Raw genomic sequence first — 16,937 nt, 5'->3', positions numbered from 1 at the left:
TAATGCCCGCAGCCAAGCAATCGTTTGATCAGCAGCGCGCATCATTGGTCGGGTGGGTAGAGAGGGCCAAGTGCTTCAGCTTCTCGACCAGTACCAAGGGCACGGTAACATGGGCCGGTAGCGGCCGGTCACGATTTCGGCCTGGCACATGAACGCCGCAATCCTCGAGGCGCGAAGCATACCTGTCCAGGCGTTCCGCAAACCCAAGTGTATCGATTGGAGCCATCCCGATGACCGTCAGCCCCGCATCGATCCGCTTGGTATCGTCGACGAAGTTGTCTCCGTCCATCGACCAGGCAGCCTCGGACAGACCTGCAGCGAGCAGCTCCACCATCAGTGCTATATTGGCGCCTTTGTACCCGCCGAACGGAAGCAGCGCGCCTTTTATGGCTTCGGCGGCGTTGGTGGTTGGCTGCCCGTTCCCATCCAGTGCCCAACTATCCGGAATACTCCGCTTCTCGTCAGCTGCAGAACGCAGTTTGACGAAGGCGGTCGCACTCGACGCCTGGTCGATGACAACGGGCTTTCTTCCTGGTCCTGCGGGCGCCGCAAACGCAATCGGATTGGTGCAGAATATCTTCCTGCGCGAGCCCGGAACTGTCATCAGCGCGGGGCCGTTGGCAACCGCGATGGAAAGAATTCCCTGGGCGGCCAAGCGGCGAACGTAGTAACCGAGTTCGCCTGCGGTAAAGCTGTTCTTCTGGGTGAACGTGGCCACGCCGAATGTGCGAATCCTCTTCACATAGTCCTCGAATATGATGTCGAAGCCAAGCTGAGCGATGCCGCCGTCGGCGTCGACCTGGATAAGGGCCGGTAGCGGATGCTGGATTTTTGGCCTCGCTTGGCCATTGATCCCACCTGACCTGAAGCGTGCGAGGTAATCCATAAGATGTGGAAATCCGAGATCCCGCGTGCCCTCGCAAGCGGCCGATATTGTCGCATCCACCAGCGACCGCGCGACCGAGGAGCTTGCTCCGCAAGCCAAGCAAGCATCCATCGCGAGGCCGCGGATCTCGGGGATCGCCATCGTCAGCGCGTCATCGGGCATCACAATTCCAGCGCTATTTTTCTGCCTTCGTAAAAGGCATAGGGCGCCTGGCGTGGTGCAGCACAGTCCCCGATCTCGACAAAATCGCGCCCGCCCGCGCGTAGTTCCTCGCTGAGCCGGTTGGCAGGTGCATTTGTTGTGGCCAGCACGAGACTGTCTCCTTCCTCGAAGAACCGTTCACCACTGTTGTGATCGAGGAGGGTAGCGCCGTTGCCGTGCCATTCCAGCACGCTGACCTCGAGACGCCAGTTTACACCGAGCCGTCTGAGGGTCTTGCGAAGTGGAACGTCGGCCGTGGTGCGCTGCAACTCCTTTCCGACCAGTGGGTCGGGCGAGAGGATCGTAACGGCATGCCCGTCCTCAGCAAGCTTCCATGCCGTTCCACATCCGCGCCAGCCGCCGCCTTCGTCGAGAAGCAGGACACGTTTTCCGGGGCGGGCCTGGCGTGCCATAACAGCCTCTACCGTGAAGACGTTCCCCTTCTCGTATCCCGGCAGCGTCTCAACGGCGGGAAGTGCCTTCTGGAAGCCAGTCTCGGGCGAAACCGAGCCCGTGGCACTGATGACAGCGTCGATGCCAAGGCCGTCGATGTCGGACGCTTCGACGTAGGTGTTCAGTCGCACGTCGACCTTGAGCTTCGTCAGTTGCCGCTCGTACCAAGCGAGGAGATCGAGAATTTGCGCCCGCCGAGGCTGCAAGCCGGCAAGAAGAAAGTTGCCGCCAACCCTGCTGGACGCCTCTGCCAGCACTACGTGATGACCGCGCTCTGCGGCCACCCTGGCCGCTTCCAGTCCGGCGGGACCGGCTCCTACCACGAGGACGCGTTTCGGCTTCGTGGCTGGCGTGAAGCGGTCGCCACCCCATGCGTGTTCCCGGCCGGCGGAAGGGTTGACGAGGCAACTGATCCAATAATCGCGAGATCGGCGGCCCCAGCACATCTGGTTGCAGGATATGCAGCCGCGGATATCGTCCGGACGATCCTCCATGGCTTTGCGGGCGAGGTGGGGATCGGCGATCTGGCCGCGCACGATGGATACGAGATCGGCGGCGCCTTCGCCAAGAACCGTCTCACCGTTTTCGGGTGTCCTGATGTGACTCTCGGCGATCACGAGCGCCGTCTTTACCGCTCTCTTAATCACGGCGGCGAGGTCAGCGCCGAGCTTTTCCGGATAGACGAAAGTCGGCATGAGTTTGTGGAAGTCGAGATAACCTCCTGAGCCGCATGTGACATAGTCGACAAGGCCCAGTTCGTCGTGCAACGCGACGATCTCGGCAAGCTCTTGCCTGGTAAGAGCGACGCTGTGGTCAGGCTCGTCGCTGATCGCCAGGCCGATGATGAAATCATCACCGCATTGTTCGCGGATTCGGCTCATGATCTCCCGCGAGAAGCGAGTCCTGTTTGCCAACGAGCCGCCCCATTTGTCCTGCCGGCGGTTCGACCATGGGGTCCAGAACTGCTCGACAAGCCCGAGATAGGCCGCCCACACCTCGATGCCGTCGAATCCGGCCTCGCGACATCGGCGCGCTGCCTGTACAAATCCTTCGATCGTTTCAAAGATCTCGGCCTCGCTCATTGGATGCGACCCGTCGCTGTCATGGTAGCTGGGCAGGCCGGACGGAGACCAGTGCGCGTGATAGGAATTGTCGCAGTCCCCGTGAGCCCCAACGTGGTAGAGCTGCTGGATCGCGACTGCGCCGTTCTCCTTGATTGCCGACGTCACCCGTCTGAAGTGCGGAACGACGGCGTCGTCCGCCGGACGGAAATTGCCTCTGGTCAAGACGGCTGCGGGATGGACCGGCATCGGCTCGACCACGATCATCCCCGCGCCGCCGATCGCCCGCTCGGCGTAGTAGGCGGCATGCTGGTTGCCCGGCAACCCTTCTCTGGCCATGTTGGCCGTGTGCGCCCCGAAGACGATACGGTTGCGCAACCGGTGTCCACGAAGGTCGATGGAGGACGTGAGGCGAGGATAGAGCTTCGACATCTGGGATCCTTCTGCACTATGCGTCCGGGGGCGAGAGTTCGGCGGCTTCTTGAACCTTCAATGAGGATGTGCACCAGCGCCGTGACCGGCGATTGCTTTGCATATGTGTCGGATCAACCGCCAGACAGCGAACAACAGAAGGGGCCGTTCGCGATGTGGCCAACCCGACGGCTGCCGTGGTCCGTTATCGCGCTGCATATCCCTGCGAGGATATCCGGTATCGAGGGGGCATGAGAGCGCCTCTTCCCCGCGTCAAAGCACTGCCGCGAGCGGGCGCGAGCGGTGATCCTCGGCATCCTGATTGTTGACCATGGCGCTAGCAAGCTGGCGGAAAGTTACGATGCCGACAGGCTGCCCTGACGCAGAGACGACCGTGACGTCGCCATCGGGCGCGGACGCGAGATTGCGAACGGCCTCTTCAACCGTCGAGCCGGCAACAATTGTCGTCCGGCCTGGAATAGCGCCTGCCTGCCAGGGCTGCATGATTGCTTCCACTTGCACGACGCGGCCCCTGTTGACCTCCTTGACGAAGTTCGCGACATACTCGTCGGCTGGCCGCAAGACGATGTCCTGGCTCGTTCCCTGCTGAATGACTTCGCCGTCGCGCAGGATTGCGATCCGGTCTCCCAGCCGAAGTGCCTCGTCGAGGTCATGCGTGATGAAGACGATCGTCTTTCTGATTTCCTTCTGAATGTCGAGCAGCACCGTCTGCATATCGGTGCGGATCAGCGGGTCGAGCGCAGAATAGGCTTCGTCCATCAAAAGAACCGGCGCGTCGTTCGAGAGTGCTCGCGCCAATCCGACGCGCTGCTGCATGCCGCCCGAAAGCTGGTTCGGGTATTTTTCCTCAAAGCCCTTCAAACCGACGCGCTCCAGCCATCGCATTGCGACGTCGACGGCCTTCGAACGCTCCACGCCCTGGACTTCAAGGCCGAAGAGCGTGTTGTCGAGAACGTTACGATGCGGAAGCAGCGCGAACTTCTGAAAGACCATCGCCGTCTGGTGCCTGCGGAATGTGCGAAGCTCAGTCTCGTCCATCTTGACGACGTCGATGCCGTCGACCAGCACTTCCCCGGCTGTCGGGTCGATCAGTCGGTTGATATGACGAATGAGCGTCGATTTCCCCGAACCGGACAAACCCATGATGACCTGGATGGCGCCCGACGGCATTTCGATGTTGATATCACGCAGTCCAAGGACGTGACCGTATTTTCTGTTCAATTCAGCCTTGGTCAGTCCGTTCTGGACTGCCTCGATATAGGAGCTGGCATTCGGACCGAAGATCTTGAAGAGATGGCGGATCCTGATACCGCCGAAATCATGATCAGCCATGGACGATCTCCCGATGCTTCTGGAGTCGCTTGCCGTATGCCTGGCTGACTCGATCGAAGATGATGGCGATGCCGACGATGGCAAGGCCGTTGAAAATACCCAGCGTGAAGTACTGATTGGCAATCGCCTTCAGAACGGGTTGCCCAAGCCCCTGGACACCGATCATCGATGCTATCACGACCATCGCCAGCGCCATCATGATCGTCTGGTTGATCCCAGCCATGATCGTTGGCAATGCGAGCGGCATCTGCACCTTGAAAAGCTTCTGGGAATTCGACACTCCGAAGGCATCGGCTGCCTCAAGGACGTCCTTGTCGACCAATCGAATGCCAAGGTCGGTCAGTCGGATCATCGGCGCAATTGCGTAGATCACAACGGCGATGAGACCGGGAACACGGCCAATCCCGAGCAGCATGACGACGGGGATCAGGTAGACGAAACTCGGCATCGTCTGCATGACGTCGAGGATCGGATGGACAATTCGCTGGAACCGGTCCGAGCGCGCCATCAGAATACCGATCGGCAAACCGAGCGCGATGGACAAGACCGTACAGACGAAGATCATCGAGACGGTCCGCATGGTGTCGTCCCACATGTCGAAATAGCCGATAAGCAACAGCGTCACTAGACATCCGAGCACAATCTTCAGGCTGCGGCTCGCCAGCCATGCAACAACGAGGATCATAAGCGTTATGATCGGCCACGGCGTCTGGGTCATGAAGCGGTCGACAGCGATCAGGAAGTGTTGCAACGGAGAAAAGAAGCTCTCGATCGCGTCGCCGTAGGCGCGCGTGAACGCGCGAAAACCGTCATCGATCGCCTTCTTTAGATCGCGAAGACTGTCGTCGTTCATATGCGGAAATTTGTAAAACCATTCCATTCGGTTCCCCTTTCTCTGAAAGAGCCGTTGCAAGTCTTTTGGTTATTTCCGGCTTCTGAAAGGGCGGCGCGTCAGAACGCGCCGCCTATTCAACTATCAAAGCGAGGCTTCGATCTTCTTTGCTGCGTCTTCCGACACCCACTTTGTCCATATGTCCTTGTTTTCCTTAAGGAAGTGCTTTGCACCGTCCTCACCGCTTGCCTGGTTGTCGGTCATCCATGCCATCAGCGTGTTGACAGTCTCATTGCTCCAGGAGCGCTTCTGCAGATAGGACATGACATCCGGGCCGGCTTTTTCGGAAAATGGCTTCGCCACCAGAGTGACAATCGTATCAACGGGCCAGGCGTTCGGCTTGGGATCTGCGCAATCCGCCACCGTGTTGCAGCGTTTCCATTCAGCCGCGTCGGCCGGAACACCAGCCTCGAGCTTCACCATCTGATACTTGCCAAGCAAAGCGGTGGGAGCCCAGTAGTAGCCAACCCAACCCTGCTTGCGCTCGTATGCCTTCGCAATCGAGCCATCGAGACCGGCCGCGGAGCCCGTGTCGACAAGCTTGAAGCCCGCCTTCTCTGCGTCGAAGGCTTTATAGAGCTGAGAGGTGACGACCGTTCCGCCCCAGCCTTGCGGTCCGTTGAAAATTGCCCCCTTGGACGAATCCTCCGGGTCAGGGAACAGTTCCGGGTGCTTGAGCATGTCCGGAATGGTCTTCACATCAGGGTGGGCGTCCGCGAGGTATTTGGGGATCCACCAACCTTGGACGCCGCCATCGGGCAGGGGCGAACCAACCTTAACGATGCGCCCTTCCTCGGTGCCTTTCTTCACGACATCAGGAAGGAGATCGACCCAGGCTTCCGGGGCGATGTCGGGTTCGCCTTTTTCGGCCATCGAGGTGATCGTCGGAACGGTATCGCCGACGGTGATTTCCGCCTGGCAGCCATATCCCTCGTTCAAGATGATCTTATCGAGATTCGAAAGAACCTCGGCGCTCTGCCAGTTCATGCTGGCGATCGTCAGGGAGCCGCAGTCGGCGGCGTTCGCATATGAGGCCACTCCCAGCAGCCCGAACATCATGCAGGTGGATGCCAATAGTTTTTTCATTCCCGTTCCCTTTATTATTGCGGCGCATGTCTTGAGAGTGGGATGCCGCGTAGTCCCACCCTACGGTCATCATGGGGAATCGCCCATGCTCTCCGATTTCTTGAACGCGACGGACAATCCCCTGGAGACGGCGTCGTTGAAGCCTGCTGCACGCATTTCCTCGATTGCCGCCGCCGTGACCCCGCGGTAGTCTACAAAAGCACGCACGATGTCGTTCGGACATTCCTGGCGTTTTTCCAGCAGGCGGCCCGTTCCCATAAGCAGCGCGACCACCGCGCGACGCGCCACGTCGACGGAGAGTCCGTGGCCGACCGCATGGTCCATCATCGCCGATGCCAGCAAGGACGGAAAGGCGGGCCCAGTGCCCGAAAAGCCGGTTAGATAATCGATGTCCCGTTCGCTCTTGACCTCGTCCTGGATTCCGCAGGCGCCAAAGATGGTTCTGACGATATCTCGGTCGCGTTCCTCCACACCTTTCGATGCGATCCAAGGGGTGTAGGACATCGAGACTTCCGCCGCGGCATTGGGAAGCGCTCGCACGACCCGTTCGGTCTTGTGTCTTTCCCGCAGCGCGGAAATACGAATGCCCGCCATCACCGAGATCAGCAGCTTCTGCTTCGCGTCGATCGAGACGACGTCCCAGTCCTGCGGTCGAACCGACATGATCACGACATCGGATCTGTCCACCAGCTCCTGGTTATCTGTCGTCCAAAAGGCGCCGGGGAAGCGTTCCGGTTTTGCGCTGCGATAGGAAAGCGAAAGATGCTCTGATCTGACGATGCCTGCGTCGAGGATGGAGCTGGCAATTGCGCCTCCGAGCCATCCGGCTCCGCCAATCACTCCGATCCTCAACGAGACGCTCATCGTCCTTTCCTCCTAGCCGGGCTTGTATCCGTGTCTTGCGTAGAAGCGATCGAGCTCTCGCTGCTGTGGTATCTCGCCAGTGTAGATCGCGATGTATTCCGGGATTCTTTTCATGCGGACGGCGACATCTTCCTTGGCCTGCATGGAGATGTAGCCGATCTGCACGAGGTAAGTCGTTCGTGCGCGAACGTCGGCCGTGTTCTCGGCGTGGCCGAACCGCATGAACATGCGCGCGAGTGCATCCATTCGGGTCCGATCGGCCTCGCGGACCTCTGCGAGAATCCCGTCTGACTGAAGCGCCCAACTTCTGACGGCAAATTCGAACTTGCTGTCAAAAAGCCTGAAATCGAGCCAGCAGTCGAACACGTTTAGCATCGCCTCGGCCAGAGTCTCGGCATAGGCCTCCGACTGCTTGACGATGCTGCCAGTGTTCTTCTCACGCCAGCGCGATACCAGTCCCGCCAGCAGTTCCTCTCTATCTTTGAAGAACCAGTAGAAGCTTGTTCGCGAGAGATTGAGCTTCTTCGCCAGGGGCAAGATCTTCACGGAATCGACCCCGGACTCCAGCAGGGAGTCATAGGCCGCCTCCAGCCATCCCTCCTGCGATCCACGCCAGCCACTGTCGCTTAAACTTTGGTCCATAACCAGCTCCTAGCAAATCGTTCAGGTCGACGCAATCAAAATGTACATTACTGTCAATCAAATTCGACGACTGTGTTTTCATGATTGACACATATGTACATTGTGCTTAGCGTCCGAACCAATTCCTAATCCGGAGCACGACTGATGTCGAACGATCCCCTGCTGCAGCCGTACCAACTCAAGCATCTGACGCTACGCAACCGCATCATCGTGACATCCCATGAGCCAGCCTATCCTGAGGACGGCATGCCCAAGGAACGCTACCGGGCCTATACGGTCGAACGGGCCAAAGGCGGTGTTGCCATGACGATGACGGCGGGGTCGGCAGCAGTCTCCAAGGACAGCCCACCCGTCTTCAACAACCTGCTCGCCTACAAGGACGAGATCGTCCCGTGGATCCGGGAGATGACCGATGCGGTACATGAGCAGGGCGCGGCGATTATGATCCAGCTCACCCATCTCGGTCGGCGTACGCGCTGGGACAAAGGCGACTGGCTCCCAGTCGTGGCACCGTCCCATCATCGCGAAGCGTCGCACCGGGCGTTTCCGAAAAAGATCGAAGACTGGGATATCGAGCGCATCATCAAGGACTTTGCCGATGCCGCCGAGCGCATGAAGGCCGGCGGCATGGACGGCGTGGAACTGGAAGCTTATGGACACCTGATCGACCAGTTTGCCTCTCCTCTGACCAACGAGCTGGAAGGTCCATATGGCGGGCCGCTCGAAAACCGCATGCGCTTCTGTCTGGATGTGTTCAAGGCGATGCGCGAGAGGGTCGGCGACGATTTCATCCTCGGCATCCGCTACACCGCTGACGAGTGTCTTCCAGGCGGTACGGGCAAGGCCGAAGGGATCGAAATTTCGAAGCGGTTGCGCGACAGCGGTCTCGTCGACTACTTGAACGTCATCCGTGGTCACATCGACACGGATCCGGGCCTGACCGACGTCATTCCAATCCAAGGCATGGCCAACTCGCCACACCTCGATTTTGCTGGCGAGATCCGCGCTGCAACAAATTTCCCGACGTTCCATGCCGCGAAGATTCCGGATGTCGCTACCGCCCGTCACGCGATCGCCGCGGGCAAGGTCGATATGGTTGGCATGACGCGCGCGCACATGACGGATCCTCACATCGTCCGGAAGATTATCGAGAAGCGCGAGGACGACATCCGCCCGTGCGTCGGCGCCAACTACTGTCTTGATCGCATCTACCAGGGTGGCATGGCGTTCTGCATTCACAACGCCGCTACCGGCCGCGAACAGACCATGCCTCATGTCATTCCCAAGGCCGAGATGCGCAAGAAGGTCGTCGTCGTTGGCGCCGGCCCGGCAGGCCTCGAAGCGGCGCGCGTTGCTGCCGAACGCGGCCACGAGGTCATCGTCTTCGAAGCCGCGAACAATCCGGGCGGACAGATCCGCCTGACCGCTCAGAGCGAACGCCGTCGGGAAATGATCAGCATCATCGACTGGCGCATGGCCCAATGTGAGAAGTACGGTGTGACCTTCCATTTCAATAGTTGGGCGGAAGCTGACACGATCACCGCGGCGAGGCCCGATGTCGTCATCATCGCGACGGGAGGTCTTCCTCACACCGAGGTTCTGACCAAGGGCAACGATCTTGTCGTGTCGTCTTGGGACATCATTTCCGGCGACGTGAAGCCGGGCTCGAATGTCCTCGTCTTCGACGATGCCGGAGACCACGCGGGACTGCAGGCCGCCGAGTTCCTTGCCAAGGCGGGCGCGAAGGTCGAGATCATGACGCCCGATCGCTCCTTTGCGCCGGAGGTCATGGCCATGAACCTTGTCCCTTACATGCGATCTCTCCAGAAACTGGATGTGACCTTCACAGTCACCTTCCGCCTTGAGGCCGCCGAAAGGACCGGAAACCAGATCGTTGCCACGGTCGGAAGCGATTACGGCGGCGTGTCGAAGCAGCGTGTCGTCGACCAGATTGTCGTCAACCATGGCACGATCCCGCTCGACGAGCTCTATTTCGACCTCAAGCCTCTTTCGAGCAATCTAGGCGAGACCTCCTACGACCAGCTCCTGGCTGGTGAGATGCAGTCGGTGGTCCGCAACGCGCAAGGAAAGTTCCAGCTCTTCCGGATCGGCGATGCCGTCGCGGCTCGCAATACCCATGCGGCCATATACGACGGCCTGCGCATCGCCAAGGACCTCTAGGCGACACTGGAGCGGACCTTAAACGAACGGAGATCCGTCAGTGGCAGAACGTGGTGATCAGCTGCAGCTTCTTGTCGACGCCGCACAGGCGGCGTTCGACAAGCATGCCCACGATCCGCGGGCCCGACAATCACTCGGCCAGGTCTTTTCGGCCCTCCGGGTGCCAGGCGAACAACGCCCGGGGAAAGGCAGCCGATTACCAGCATGCCAGTTCTTGCCGATGATTTCACTCGGTGCCGGCTCGCAGCTGCTGCGGGACCTTCAGTCTCGATTTCAGTCAATCGAGCCACTTCTGACGTGGCGCCGCCGGCAGGACACGTCCGGTACCGCAAGTGAAAACTTTGAGGATGGGCATGCGAACGCGATGATCATCGGACCGGGAGGCCTGGAAGAGCGCAATGACGTCTGGTTTGGTGCCACGCTGATGGCGCCGAACATGCGATATCCTGATCACGACCATGCCCCCGAGGAGGTTTATCTCGTGATGTCCGAGGGAGAGTTCCAGCACGGGGGTTCTGCCTGGTTTTCACCCGGTATCGGCGGATCCTTCTACAACTCGCCGGGGATAAAACATGCCATGCGATCGACGCAGAAGCCACTCTTTGCATTCTGGATGCTCCGGCCCGGACGAAGCGATGGCTCGAACCCGAACTCTAGCGAACAGGTGCCGCCATGAAAATTCTCGTCCCCGTGAAGCGGGTGGTTGACTACAACGTGAAGATCCGGGTGAAGCCGGATGGCACGGGCGTCGAGCTTGCGAATGTGAAGATGTCGATGAGCCCGTTCGACGAGATTTCCGTCGAGGAGGCGCTCAGGCTGAAGGAAGCCGGCAAGGCCGAGGAGGTGATCGTCGTGTCGATCGGTCCGGCCAAGGCGGAAGAGACGCTGCGCACCGCGCTCGCCATGGGTGCCGACCGGGCGATCCTGGTGGAGACCGACGATCAAGTCGAGCCGCTCACTGTGGCCAAGATCCTGAAGGGCGTCGTCGACGCCGAACAGCCGGGCTTGATCATCGTCGGCAAGCAGGCGATCGACGACGACTCGAACCAGACCGGCCAGATGCTGGCGGCCCTGCTTGGGCTCGCCCAGGCGACCTTCGCCTCGAAGATCGAGATCGGTGACGGCAAGGCTCAGGTGACGCGCGAAGTCGATGGCGGCCTGCAGACGATCGAGATCAAGCTGCCCGCCGTCGTCACCTCGGACCTGCGCCTGAACGAGCCGCGCTATGCCTCGCTGCCGAACATCATGAAGGCGAAGAAGAAGCCGCTCGACAGACAAGCTCCTGCCGATTTTTCCGTCTCCACCGCGCCGCGCCTGAAGGTCTTGAAGACCGAGGAACCATCGGGCCGCAAGGCCGGCGTCAAGGTCAAGTCGGTCGCCGAGCTGGTTGAGAAGCTTAAAGTCGAAGCCGGCGTCCTCTAAGGTTCCGAGACAGGGAGATATATCCATGGCCATTCTTCTTCTGGCTGACCACGACGGCAGCCACCTTTCCGACCAGACCGCCAAGACGCTGACGGCGGCCGCCAAGATCGGCGGCGACGTCACCATCCTCGTCACCGGCGCCGGTGCCAGGGCTGCGGCCGATCAGGCCGCCAGGCTGTCGGGCGTGTCCAGGGTGCTCCTTGCCGAGGATGCAAGCCTCGCCCACAATCTCGCCGAGCCGCTGGCCGCGCTGATCGTTTCGCTGGCAGGCAGCTACGACACGATCATCGCCGCCGCCACCTCGACCGGCAAGAACGTCATGCCGCGGGTCGCAGCTCTTCTCGACGTCGCTCAGGTTTCGGAAATAACAGAAGTTGTTTCTTCCGACACCTTCAAGCGGCCGATCTATGCCGGCAACGCCATCCAGACGGTGCAGACGACCGACGCCAGACGCGTCATCACCGTGCGCACCGCCTCGTTCGCCGCCGCTGCCGAAGGCGGTTCGGCTCCGGTCGAAACCATCGCCGCCGCTGCCAATCCTGACCTGTCGACCTTCGTCAAGGATGCACTGTCGGCCTCCGACCGTCCGGAACTGACGTCTGCGAAGATCATCATCTCGGGTGGCCGCGCGCTTGGTTCGGCGGAGAAGTTCAGGGAAGTCATCCTGCCGGTGGCCGACAAGCTCGGCGCCGCCGTCGGCGCAAGCCGTGCCGCCGTCGATGCCGGCTACGCCCCGAACGACTGGCAGGTCGGCCAGACCGGCAAGGTCGTCGCGCCTGAGCTCTACATCGCCTGCGGCATCTCCGGTGCGATCCAGCATCTCGCCGGCATGAAGGACTCGAAGGTCATCGTCGCCATCAACAAGGACGAGGAGGCCCCGATCTTCCAGGTCGCAGACTACGGGCTCGTCGCCGATCTCTTCGACGTCCTGCCGGAGCTGGAAAAGTCCCTCTAGCCACGCATCAAACCAGCGAAAGGTCGACCGCGGTAGTGTCTCGGCCTTCCGACCTGGGCGCCACTGGCAATAGCGGGCTCAACATTGGAATGGCTTGGGCTCGGCTGTGCCCGAGATATAGAGTGGGTGGGAGGGGTGCCCATCCGACGTGAATTTGAGCGCGTAGAGCTTTGACGTCGCGAGCATTCCACAAACGTCAGAAGCTCGACCAAGATAGGCACCATGCCTTCCCCAACCGCACACGATCCGGTCGCAGCTTTCGGACATCTCGCATAAGTATCGATCGTTTTCCGGCCCAACTGGATCCGCTTGCTCATAGAGCCATCTTGGATTGGACGATCGAAGGGCAAAGAGATTCCCGACGACGAGACCACCGAAGCCCCACGACCTTGCAAAGGCAATACATCGACGTAGCGTCGGATCAGTGCTGGAGGCGTCCGCTGTGGATGGGTTGAGCATCAGGAACGCGACAGTTTCCCGTAGGGGGTCCCACTGTCGCTCCAGCCGATATCGATAGCAGCCACACCTTGAAAATCGTGCAGAAGAGATGGTGAAGTCGTCCATCCGCCTTCTCCATTCACCGGCGCTCTCGCCCAGGGCCTAAAGAGGCGCGTTGCGGTGTCCCCCGCGTGTTTCCTGTCAGATGTCTTCCCAAGGGAAAGAGTCCAGGCGCTCCGCTCCTTGCGATGTTACAAGAACCTGTGTTTCCAACTTGATGCTCTCCGACCCTTCCACCGCAATCAGACTTTCGACGTTCAAAACCATGTTCTCTTCGATGAAGCCGCTGAAATTCTGGTCGAAATCGGGGTGGAGCAGGATGCCAGGCCATTCGTCCGCCATTCCTGTCCCGTGCACGGCCAGAGTATAGCGATAAGGCTGGTACTTTTCAGGAATGTGCCAGCTCCTTTCGTTGAATTCAACAAATGTCATGCCAGGACGAATGATCGAAAGGTTATGCTCGATCTGGTCCAGCGCTGCCGAATAGAGCTCCTTTTGCTTGTCATTCATTGCCACATGGCCGCAGGTCCATGAGCGCGACAGATCGGCGCAATATCCGTATGGTCCGATCATGTCGGTATCGAACGAGATCATCTCGCCGCGCTTTATGACGTAGTCGGAGCACTCCTGATACCAGGGATTGGTTCGTGGGCCAGCGGTCAGGAGCTTCGTCTCAAGCCATTCGCCGCCACTGCGGGCATTCTCAAAATGAAGCTCCGCCCAGATCTCGCGCTCCGTTCGTCCCGGCTCGGAGACCTCGTACATGCGGGCCATCCCGGCTTCGCACACTCGGATCGTCCAGCGCATGAGATCGATTTCCTCGGGGCTTTTGATCGATCGGGCTCGTTCGGCCAGCTCCTGGCCATCCAGCAGTTCCAAACCGCGCTTTTGAAGCTCCGACGCCGGCGCCGGCTCCAACCGGTCGACGGCCAGTCTGTTGTTGCGCCCGTGGGACGTCACGATGTCCGCGATTTCGTTGGCCCAGTCCTTCATCCTGTGCTCGACCAGATTACCTGAGGTGAAGAACAGGAAGGATTTGGACGTCCGGATTTCATCGATGCCAGGAAGCCCGTCGTTGACGTGCTCCGATCCCTCGAATTCAAACATGATGGCGGGGCCGTCAGCCAAAATGAGCGCATATCGCGAGGGGTTATGCATCGTCCAAATGCTCATGTTTGACGAATCGAACGCATAACGGATGTTGACCGGATCGTACAACAGCAACGCCGAACAATCCCGTTCCATCATTTTTGATCGAAGGCGGTTCAGCCGATACCGCCGGGCGCTATCGAGAGTCTGGAGAGGGATTGGACTGACGAGTGGCCGATCGGCCCCGGCTGGATTGAGATAGGCCTGCTTGCGTTCGTCCTTGAACACCGAGGGGCCTTGGTCGGAGATGCTGTCTCTGAGCAGCATGGGCGATCCCTAAATATAGTCGTCGAAGGATAGGTCTTGTGGGGCCGAGGCTTCCGGCGTCAGCGATCAATCACCAGGTCGCTGAGAGGCTTGGAGCAGCACGGTAGAAATAGTCCAGCGTCGATCTCTCGTTGCCGTATACCGCCATTGTGGTTCATATCCACGGTGCCAGAAACCAGCTTCGACTTGCAGGTGCCGCATACGCCATTGGAGCAGGACGAAGGGATGCGTACCCCCGTCTTCTTTGCGCAGGCAAGAACGGTCTGGTCGTCGGCGACCTCTATCTTTCGGGATTGCTTGGCGAACTCGACCTGAAAAACCTTGTTTGGTGTCGAGGCCTCACCGATGACCGCCGGTTCGTCGACAATCGCGGCATCGAAGCTTTCCTCGATGTAGCTGTTCGCCGGTACTCCGAGCTGCGCTGCGATCGAGCGGGCGGCAGCCATGAACGGCGCCGGGCCGCAGCACATCACGGTTCGCTCCGCGATGTCGGGCACGGCGAGCTTGAGGAAGTCGGGCGAGATGCGCCCCGTCAGCCCCGGCCAGGATGGCTCCCCATCGACGCTCTCCGGCAGAAACTGCAGGCGAAGGCCTTTCATGCGGGCGGCAAGACAACTCAGTTCGTTGCGAAAGATCAGGTCGACTGGGGAGCGAGCGGCATGGAGAAAGACGACATCGGCCGGCTCGCAGCGATCCGCCAGACCGCGCAGAATGGACATCACGGGAGTAATGCCGGACCCACCGGAGAGAAGCAGTAGCTTCGGGACGGTGACGCGCGGACAGACAAAATGACCGAGCGGCCCTTGAGCCTTCACGGTGATGCCGCTTCGCATGTTGTCGTGAAGCCAGTTCGATATTCTTCCGTTTACGACCCGCTTGACCGTCACGGTGAAGGCGTTGGAGCGGTGCGGCGAGGACGAGATGCTGTAGCAGCGTGGCTCGGCGTCATCGCCAATCGGGAAGTCGAAGAGGAAGTATTGCCCACCATCGAAGCTGAAGCGCTTGCCTTGCGGTGACGCAAAGGTGAAGCTCTTGACGTCGTGGGTTTCCTGATGGACGTCCAGGCACACCAGGGTGTCGTCGTGCTCTGGATCCCATGTGTCGCGCAGCGCTGCGCCGCCCTGCTTCTGTGCGAAATCAATATCCATTTGCGCGCATCCGATCGATATACCACGTGGCAAACTTGTCGAGGTTTGTCTCCGAGAATTGCGAGTAGGGGCCCGGCCGGTAGGCAGGATCGAGTGCGCCGGCATGGGAGCGTGCCACCAGATCAGCGTCCTGGTCGGTTGTTGCAATCCAGACATCGGTGAGCTTGTCGTGATCGTAATCGATGCCCTCGAGCGCATCCTTGTGTACCAGCCACTTTGTCCGGACCAGGGTCTTGCCCGCCGACAAGGGGATAACGATAGCGACCACAGCGTGGTCACCCATGAAGTGGTTCCAGGAGTTGTGGCCCCAAAGATGGGTGTCGCCCAAGTCCTTCCGTGTCATGTGGCCGAGCAGCTTCGATGATGCCGCCGTGGCGTCATGCGTCTGGGATTCGCCCGCGCCAGCGATGATCAGTCTTTGCGTGCGGAAGTTCGTGGCGCAGTCAAGGAGTTGCTCGACGGCAGCAGATCGGAAGCCGTCGGCCTCCCAGGCGTTGGTCTTTTCTTCATACAGCCGGAAGTGTTCTTCCGCCTGCGCGCGGTCCTCCGGGCTCAAGGTTTCCGGATCGAAGCCAAAGTCGAGATCGATGAAGGATACGCAGAGCTCGGGATGGTTCGCAGAACAGTGGTAGCACTCACGATTATTCTCCATCGTCAGCTTCCAGTTGCCATCCTCGATCACATCCGTCTGATGGGCCACCTTCGCATTGCGGATGTCGTAGGGAGCCAGGCGTTCGACCATCGTGCGTTCAAGCACGTCGATGTCCTCGGGTGGGTTATCCGAAAGGCAAACGTAGATCAGACCGCCGATCGACTTGAAGGTCACGGGTTTCAGTCCGTGACAATCCTTGTCAAAGTCCTTGCCCATATGGGGAGCGTAACTGAGCTCGCCGGTCAGCTCGTAGGTCCAGGTGTGATAGGGACAGACAAGCTTCGAAACGATCGTTTTTCCCTCGTCCAGCAGACGGGCGCCGCGGTGGCGACAAACATTGTGCAGCACCCGAATTTCGCCGTCGTCATCGCGAAGCAGGATGAGGCTTGTCTTGCCGATGTCGATGACCGTGGCATCGCCCGCTTCCGGAACGTCGCAGTCGAGACCGATGCAGATCCAGTGTTTGTGGAAGAAAACATCGATGTCGGCGTCGAAGACGTCCTCCCGCGTGTAAAGGCCGGCGGGCAGCGAGTGTCCGTTCGCGCGAGCGTCGAGAAGGGCGGAGATCGAGGAAGGAAGTTTGTTTAGCATGAGAGCCCCTAATGCTTGTCTTTGCTCAGACTGCTCTTGCTACCCAGCCTCTTCAACGGCATTAATTATCACGCACGCATAACGCAGAGTAATGCGATTGAGGATGCGATGCAGTTTCATCGTCGATGATGGCGTTGATCAGTGTCCTGCGAGCTTGGGTTATCCAGGCGGCCGTAGGTCGGCAAATCGCGTTGCTGGCGAATGGTGTTTCCCTCCGGGGCGTCA

The 16,937-nt window shown here is 59.8% G+C and carries 15 protein-coding genes; 4 read left to right on the top strand and 11 right to left on the bottom strand.

Annotated features, from left to right (window positions below; genetic code table 11):
• Positions 1–28 precede the first annotated feature (28 nt).
• The 7 genes from NBG89_RS19390 to NBG89_RS19360 all read right to left on the bottom strand — a co-directional run bounded on the left by NBG89_RS19390 (position 29) and on the right by NBG89_RS19360 (position 7,849).
• Positions 29–1,048: an Ldh family oxidoreductase gene (locus NBG89_RS19390; RefSeq protein ID WP_431323771.1), complete on the bottom strand. Its 1,020-nt coding sequence runs from the start codon at positions 1,046–1,048 to the stop codon at positions 29–31.
• Positions 1,048–3,033 carry an FAD-dependent oxidoreductase gene (locus NBG89_RS19385; RefSeq protein ID WP_431323770.1) on the bottom strand — a complete coding sequence of 662 codons (1,986 nt, stop codon included), beginning with the start codon at positions 3,031–3,033 and terminating at the stop codon, positions 1,048–1,050. The genes NBG89_RS19390 and NBG89_RS19385 overlap by 1 nt, the downstream gene beginning before the upstream one ends.
• Positions 3,034–3,285: 252 nt before the next feature.
• A complete protein-coding gene (locus tag NBG89_RS19380) occupies positions 3,286–4,365 on the bottom strand; it encodes a quaternary amine ABC transporter ATP-binding protein (protein WP_431323769.1) in 1,080 nt (359 codons plus the stop codon).
• Entirely contained in the window at positions 4,358–5,245 is an 888-nt protein-coding gene (locus NBG89_RS19375; RefSeq protein ID WP_431323768.1) for an ABC transporter permease, read from the bottom strand. The genes NBG89_RS19380 and NBG89_RS19375 overlap by 8 nt, the downstream gene beginning before the upstream one ends.
• 96 nt (positions 5,246–5,341) lie before the next feature.
• Positions 5,342–6,343, bottom strand: coding sequence for an ABC transporter substrate-binding protein (locus NBG89_RS19370; protein ID WP_431323767.1), 1,002 nt, complete (start codon positions 6,341–6,343; stop codon positions 5,342–5,344).
• A gap of 69 nt (positions 6,344–6,412) precedes the next feature.
• Positions 6,413–7,207: a pyrroline-5-carboxylate reductase family protein gene (locus NBG89_RS19365; RefSeq protein WP_431323766.1), complete on the bottom strand. Its 795-nt coding sequence runs from the start codon at positions 7,205–7,207 to the stop codon at positions 6,413–6,415.
• 12 nt (positions 7,208–7,219) lie between these two features.
• The gene (locus NBG89_RS19360) at positions 7,220–7,849 is read right to left on the bottom strand and encodes a TetR/AcrR family transcriptional regulator (protein ID WP_431323765.1); all 630 of its coding nucleotides are present in this window, start codon (positions 7,847–7,849) and stop codon (positions 7,220–7,222) included.
• A gap of 144 nt (positions 7,850–7,993) precedes the next feature.
• Between NBG89_RS19360 and NBG89_RS19355 the strand changes: the two genes are divergently transcribed.
• From NBG89_RS19355 to NBG89_RS19340, 4 genes are read left to right on the top strand one after another with little or no spacing between them, the layout of a single operon-like run.
• Positions 7,994–10,030, top strand: a complete 2,037-nt coding sequence (locus NBG89_RS19355) for an FAD-dependent oxidoreductase (protein ID WP_431323764.1) — start codon at positions 7,994–7,996, stop codon at positions 10,028–10,030.
• Between the two features lie 40 nt (positions 10,031–10,070).
• Positions 10,071–10,706 (top strand): dimethylsulfonioproprionate lyase family protein, encoded by a 636-nt coding sequence (locus NBG89_RS19350; RefSeq protein WP_431323763.1) that lies wholly within the window; start codon positions 10,071–10,073, stop codon positions 10,704–10,706.
• A complete protein-coding gene (locus NBG89_RS19345; RefSeq protein ID WP_431323762.1) occupies positions 10,703–11,452 on the top strand; it encodes an electron transfer flavoprotein subunit beta/FixA family protein in 750 nt (249 codons plus the stop codon). Before NBG89_RS19350 ends, NBG89_RS19345 begins: the two co-directional genes overlap by 4 nt.
• A 25-nt stretch (positions 11,453–11,477) precedes the next feature.
• A complete protein-coding gene (locus NBG89_RS19340) occupies positions 11,478–12,407 on the top strand; it encodes an electron transfer flavoprotein subunit alpha/FixB family protein (RefSeq protein ID WP_431323761.1) in 930 nt (309 codons plus the stop codon).
• A 78-nt stretch (positions 12,408–12,485) separates the two neighbouring features.
• Here the strand turns inward: NBG89_RS19340 and NBG89_RS19335 are convergent, their stop codons facing one another.
• From NBG89_RS19335 to NBG89_RS19320, 4 genes are all read right to left on the bottom strand, one after another.
• Positions 12,486–12,971: a DUF1643 domain-containing protein gene (locus NBG89_RS19335; RefSeq protein WP_431323760.1), complete on the bottom strand. Its 486-nt coding sequence runs from the start codon at positions 12,969–12,971 to the stop codon at positions 12,486–12,488.
• A gap of 75 nt (positions 12,972–13,046) precedes the next feature.
• The gene (locus NBG89_RS19330; RefSeq protein WP_431323759.1) at positions 13,047–14,321 is read right to left on the bottom strand and encodes a M24 family metallopeptidase; all 1,275 of its coding nucleotides are present in this window, start codon (positions 14,319–14,321) and stop codon (positions 13,047–13,049) included.
• Positions 14,322–14,380: 59 nt separating this feature from the next.
• Complete coding sequence (locus NBG89_RS19325) at positions 14,381–15,469, bottom strand: FAD-binding oxidoreductase (protein ID WP_431323758.1); 1,089 nt, start codon at positions 15,467–15,469, stop codon at positions 14,381–14,383.
• Positions 15,459–16,712: an aromatic ring-hydroxylating dioxygenase subunit alpha gene (locus tag NBG89_RS19320; RefSeq protein WP_431323757.1), complete on the bottom strand. Its 1,254-nt coding sequence runs from the start codon at positions 16,710–16,712 to the stop codon at positions 15,459–15,461. The genes NBG89_RS19325 and NBG89_RS19320 overlap by 11 nt, the downstream gene beginning before the upstream one ends.
• Positions 16,713–16,937: the final 225 nt, after the last annotated feature.

Source organism: Rhizobium sp. YTU87027 (assembly GCF_050644135.1).
Taxonomy (GTDB): Bacteria; Pseudomonadota; Alphaproteobacteria; order Rhizobiales; family Rhizobiaceae; genus Rhizobium.
The sequence above is the reverse complement of the archived record's forward strand: the minus strand, read 5'-3'. Positions and strand labels throughout refer to the sequence as shown.

Coding starts and splice junctions, on each gene's coding strand:
- NBG89_RS19370 (WP_431323767.1), bottom strand. CDS start 6,343: ATGAAAAAACTATTGGCATCCACCTGCATGATGTTCGGGCTGCTGGGA.
- NBG89_RS19380 (WP_431323769.1), bottom strand. CDS start 4,365: ATGGCTGATCATGATTTCGGCGGTATCAGGATCCGCCATCTCTTCAAG.
- NBG89_RS19345 (WP_431323762.1), top strand. CDS start 10,703: ATGAAAATTCTCGTCCCCGTGAAGCGGGTGGTTGACTACAACGTGAAG.
- NBG89_RS19355 (WP_431323764.1), top strand. CDS start 7,994: ATGTCGAACGATCCCCTGCTGCAGCCGTACCAACTCAAGCATCTGACG.
- NBG89_RS19325 (WP_431323758.1), bottom strand. CDS start 15,469: ATGGATATTGATTTCGCACAGAAGCAGGGCGGCGCAGCGCTGCGCGAC.
- NBG89_RS19390 (WP_431323771.1), bottom strand. CDS start 1,048: ATGCCCGATGACGCGCTGACGATGGCGATCCCCGAGATCCGCGGCCTC.
- NBG89_RS19320 (WP_431323757.1), bottom strand. CDS start 16,712: ATGCTAAACAAACTTCCTTCCTCGATCTCCGCCCTTCTCGACGCTCGC.
- NBG89_RS19360 (WP_431323765.1), bottom strand. CDS start 7,849: ATGGACCAAAGTTTAAGCGACAGTGGCTGGCGTGGATCGCAGGAGGGA.
- NBG89_RS19375 (WP_431323768.1), bottom strand. CDS start 5,245: ATGGAATGGTTTTACAAATTTCCGCATATGAACGACGACAGTCTTCGC.
- NBG89_RS19340 (WP_431323761.1), top strand. CDS start 11,478: ATGGCCATTCTTCTTCTGGCTGACCACGACGGCAGCCACCTTTCCGAC.
- NBG89_RS19330 (WP_431323759.1), bottom strand. CDS start 14,321: ATGCTGCTCAGAGACAGCATCTCCGACCAAGGCCCCTCGGTGTTCAAG.
- NBG89_RS19335 (WP_431323760.1), bottom strand. CDS start 12,971: ATGGACGACTTCACCATCTCTTCTGCACGATTTTCAAGGTGTGGCTGC.
- NBG89_RS19385 (WP_431323770.1), bottom strand. CDS start 3,033: ATGTCGAAGCTCTATCCTCGCCTCACGTCCTCCATCGACCTTCGTGGA.
- NBG89_RS19365 (WP_431323766.1), bottom strand. CDS start 7,207: ATGAGCGTCTCGTTGAGGATCGGAGTGATTGGCGGAGCCGGATGGCTC.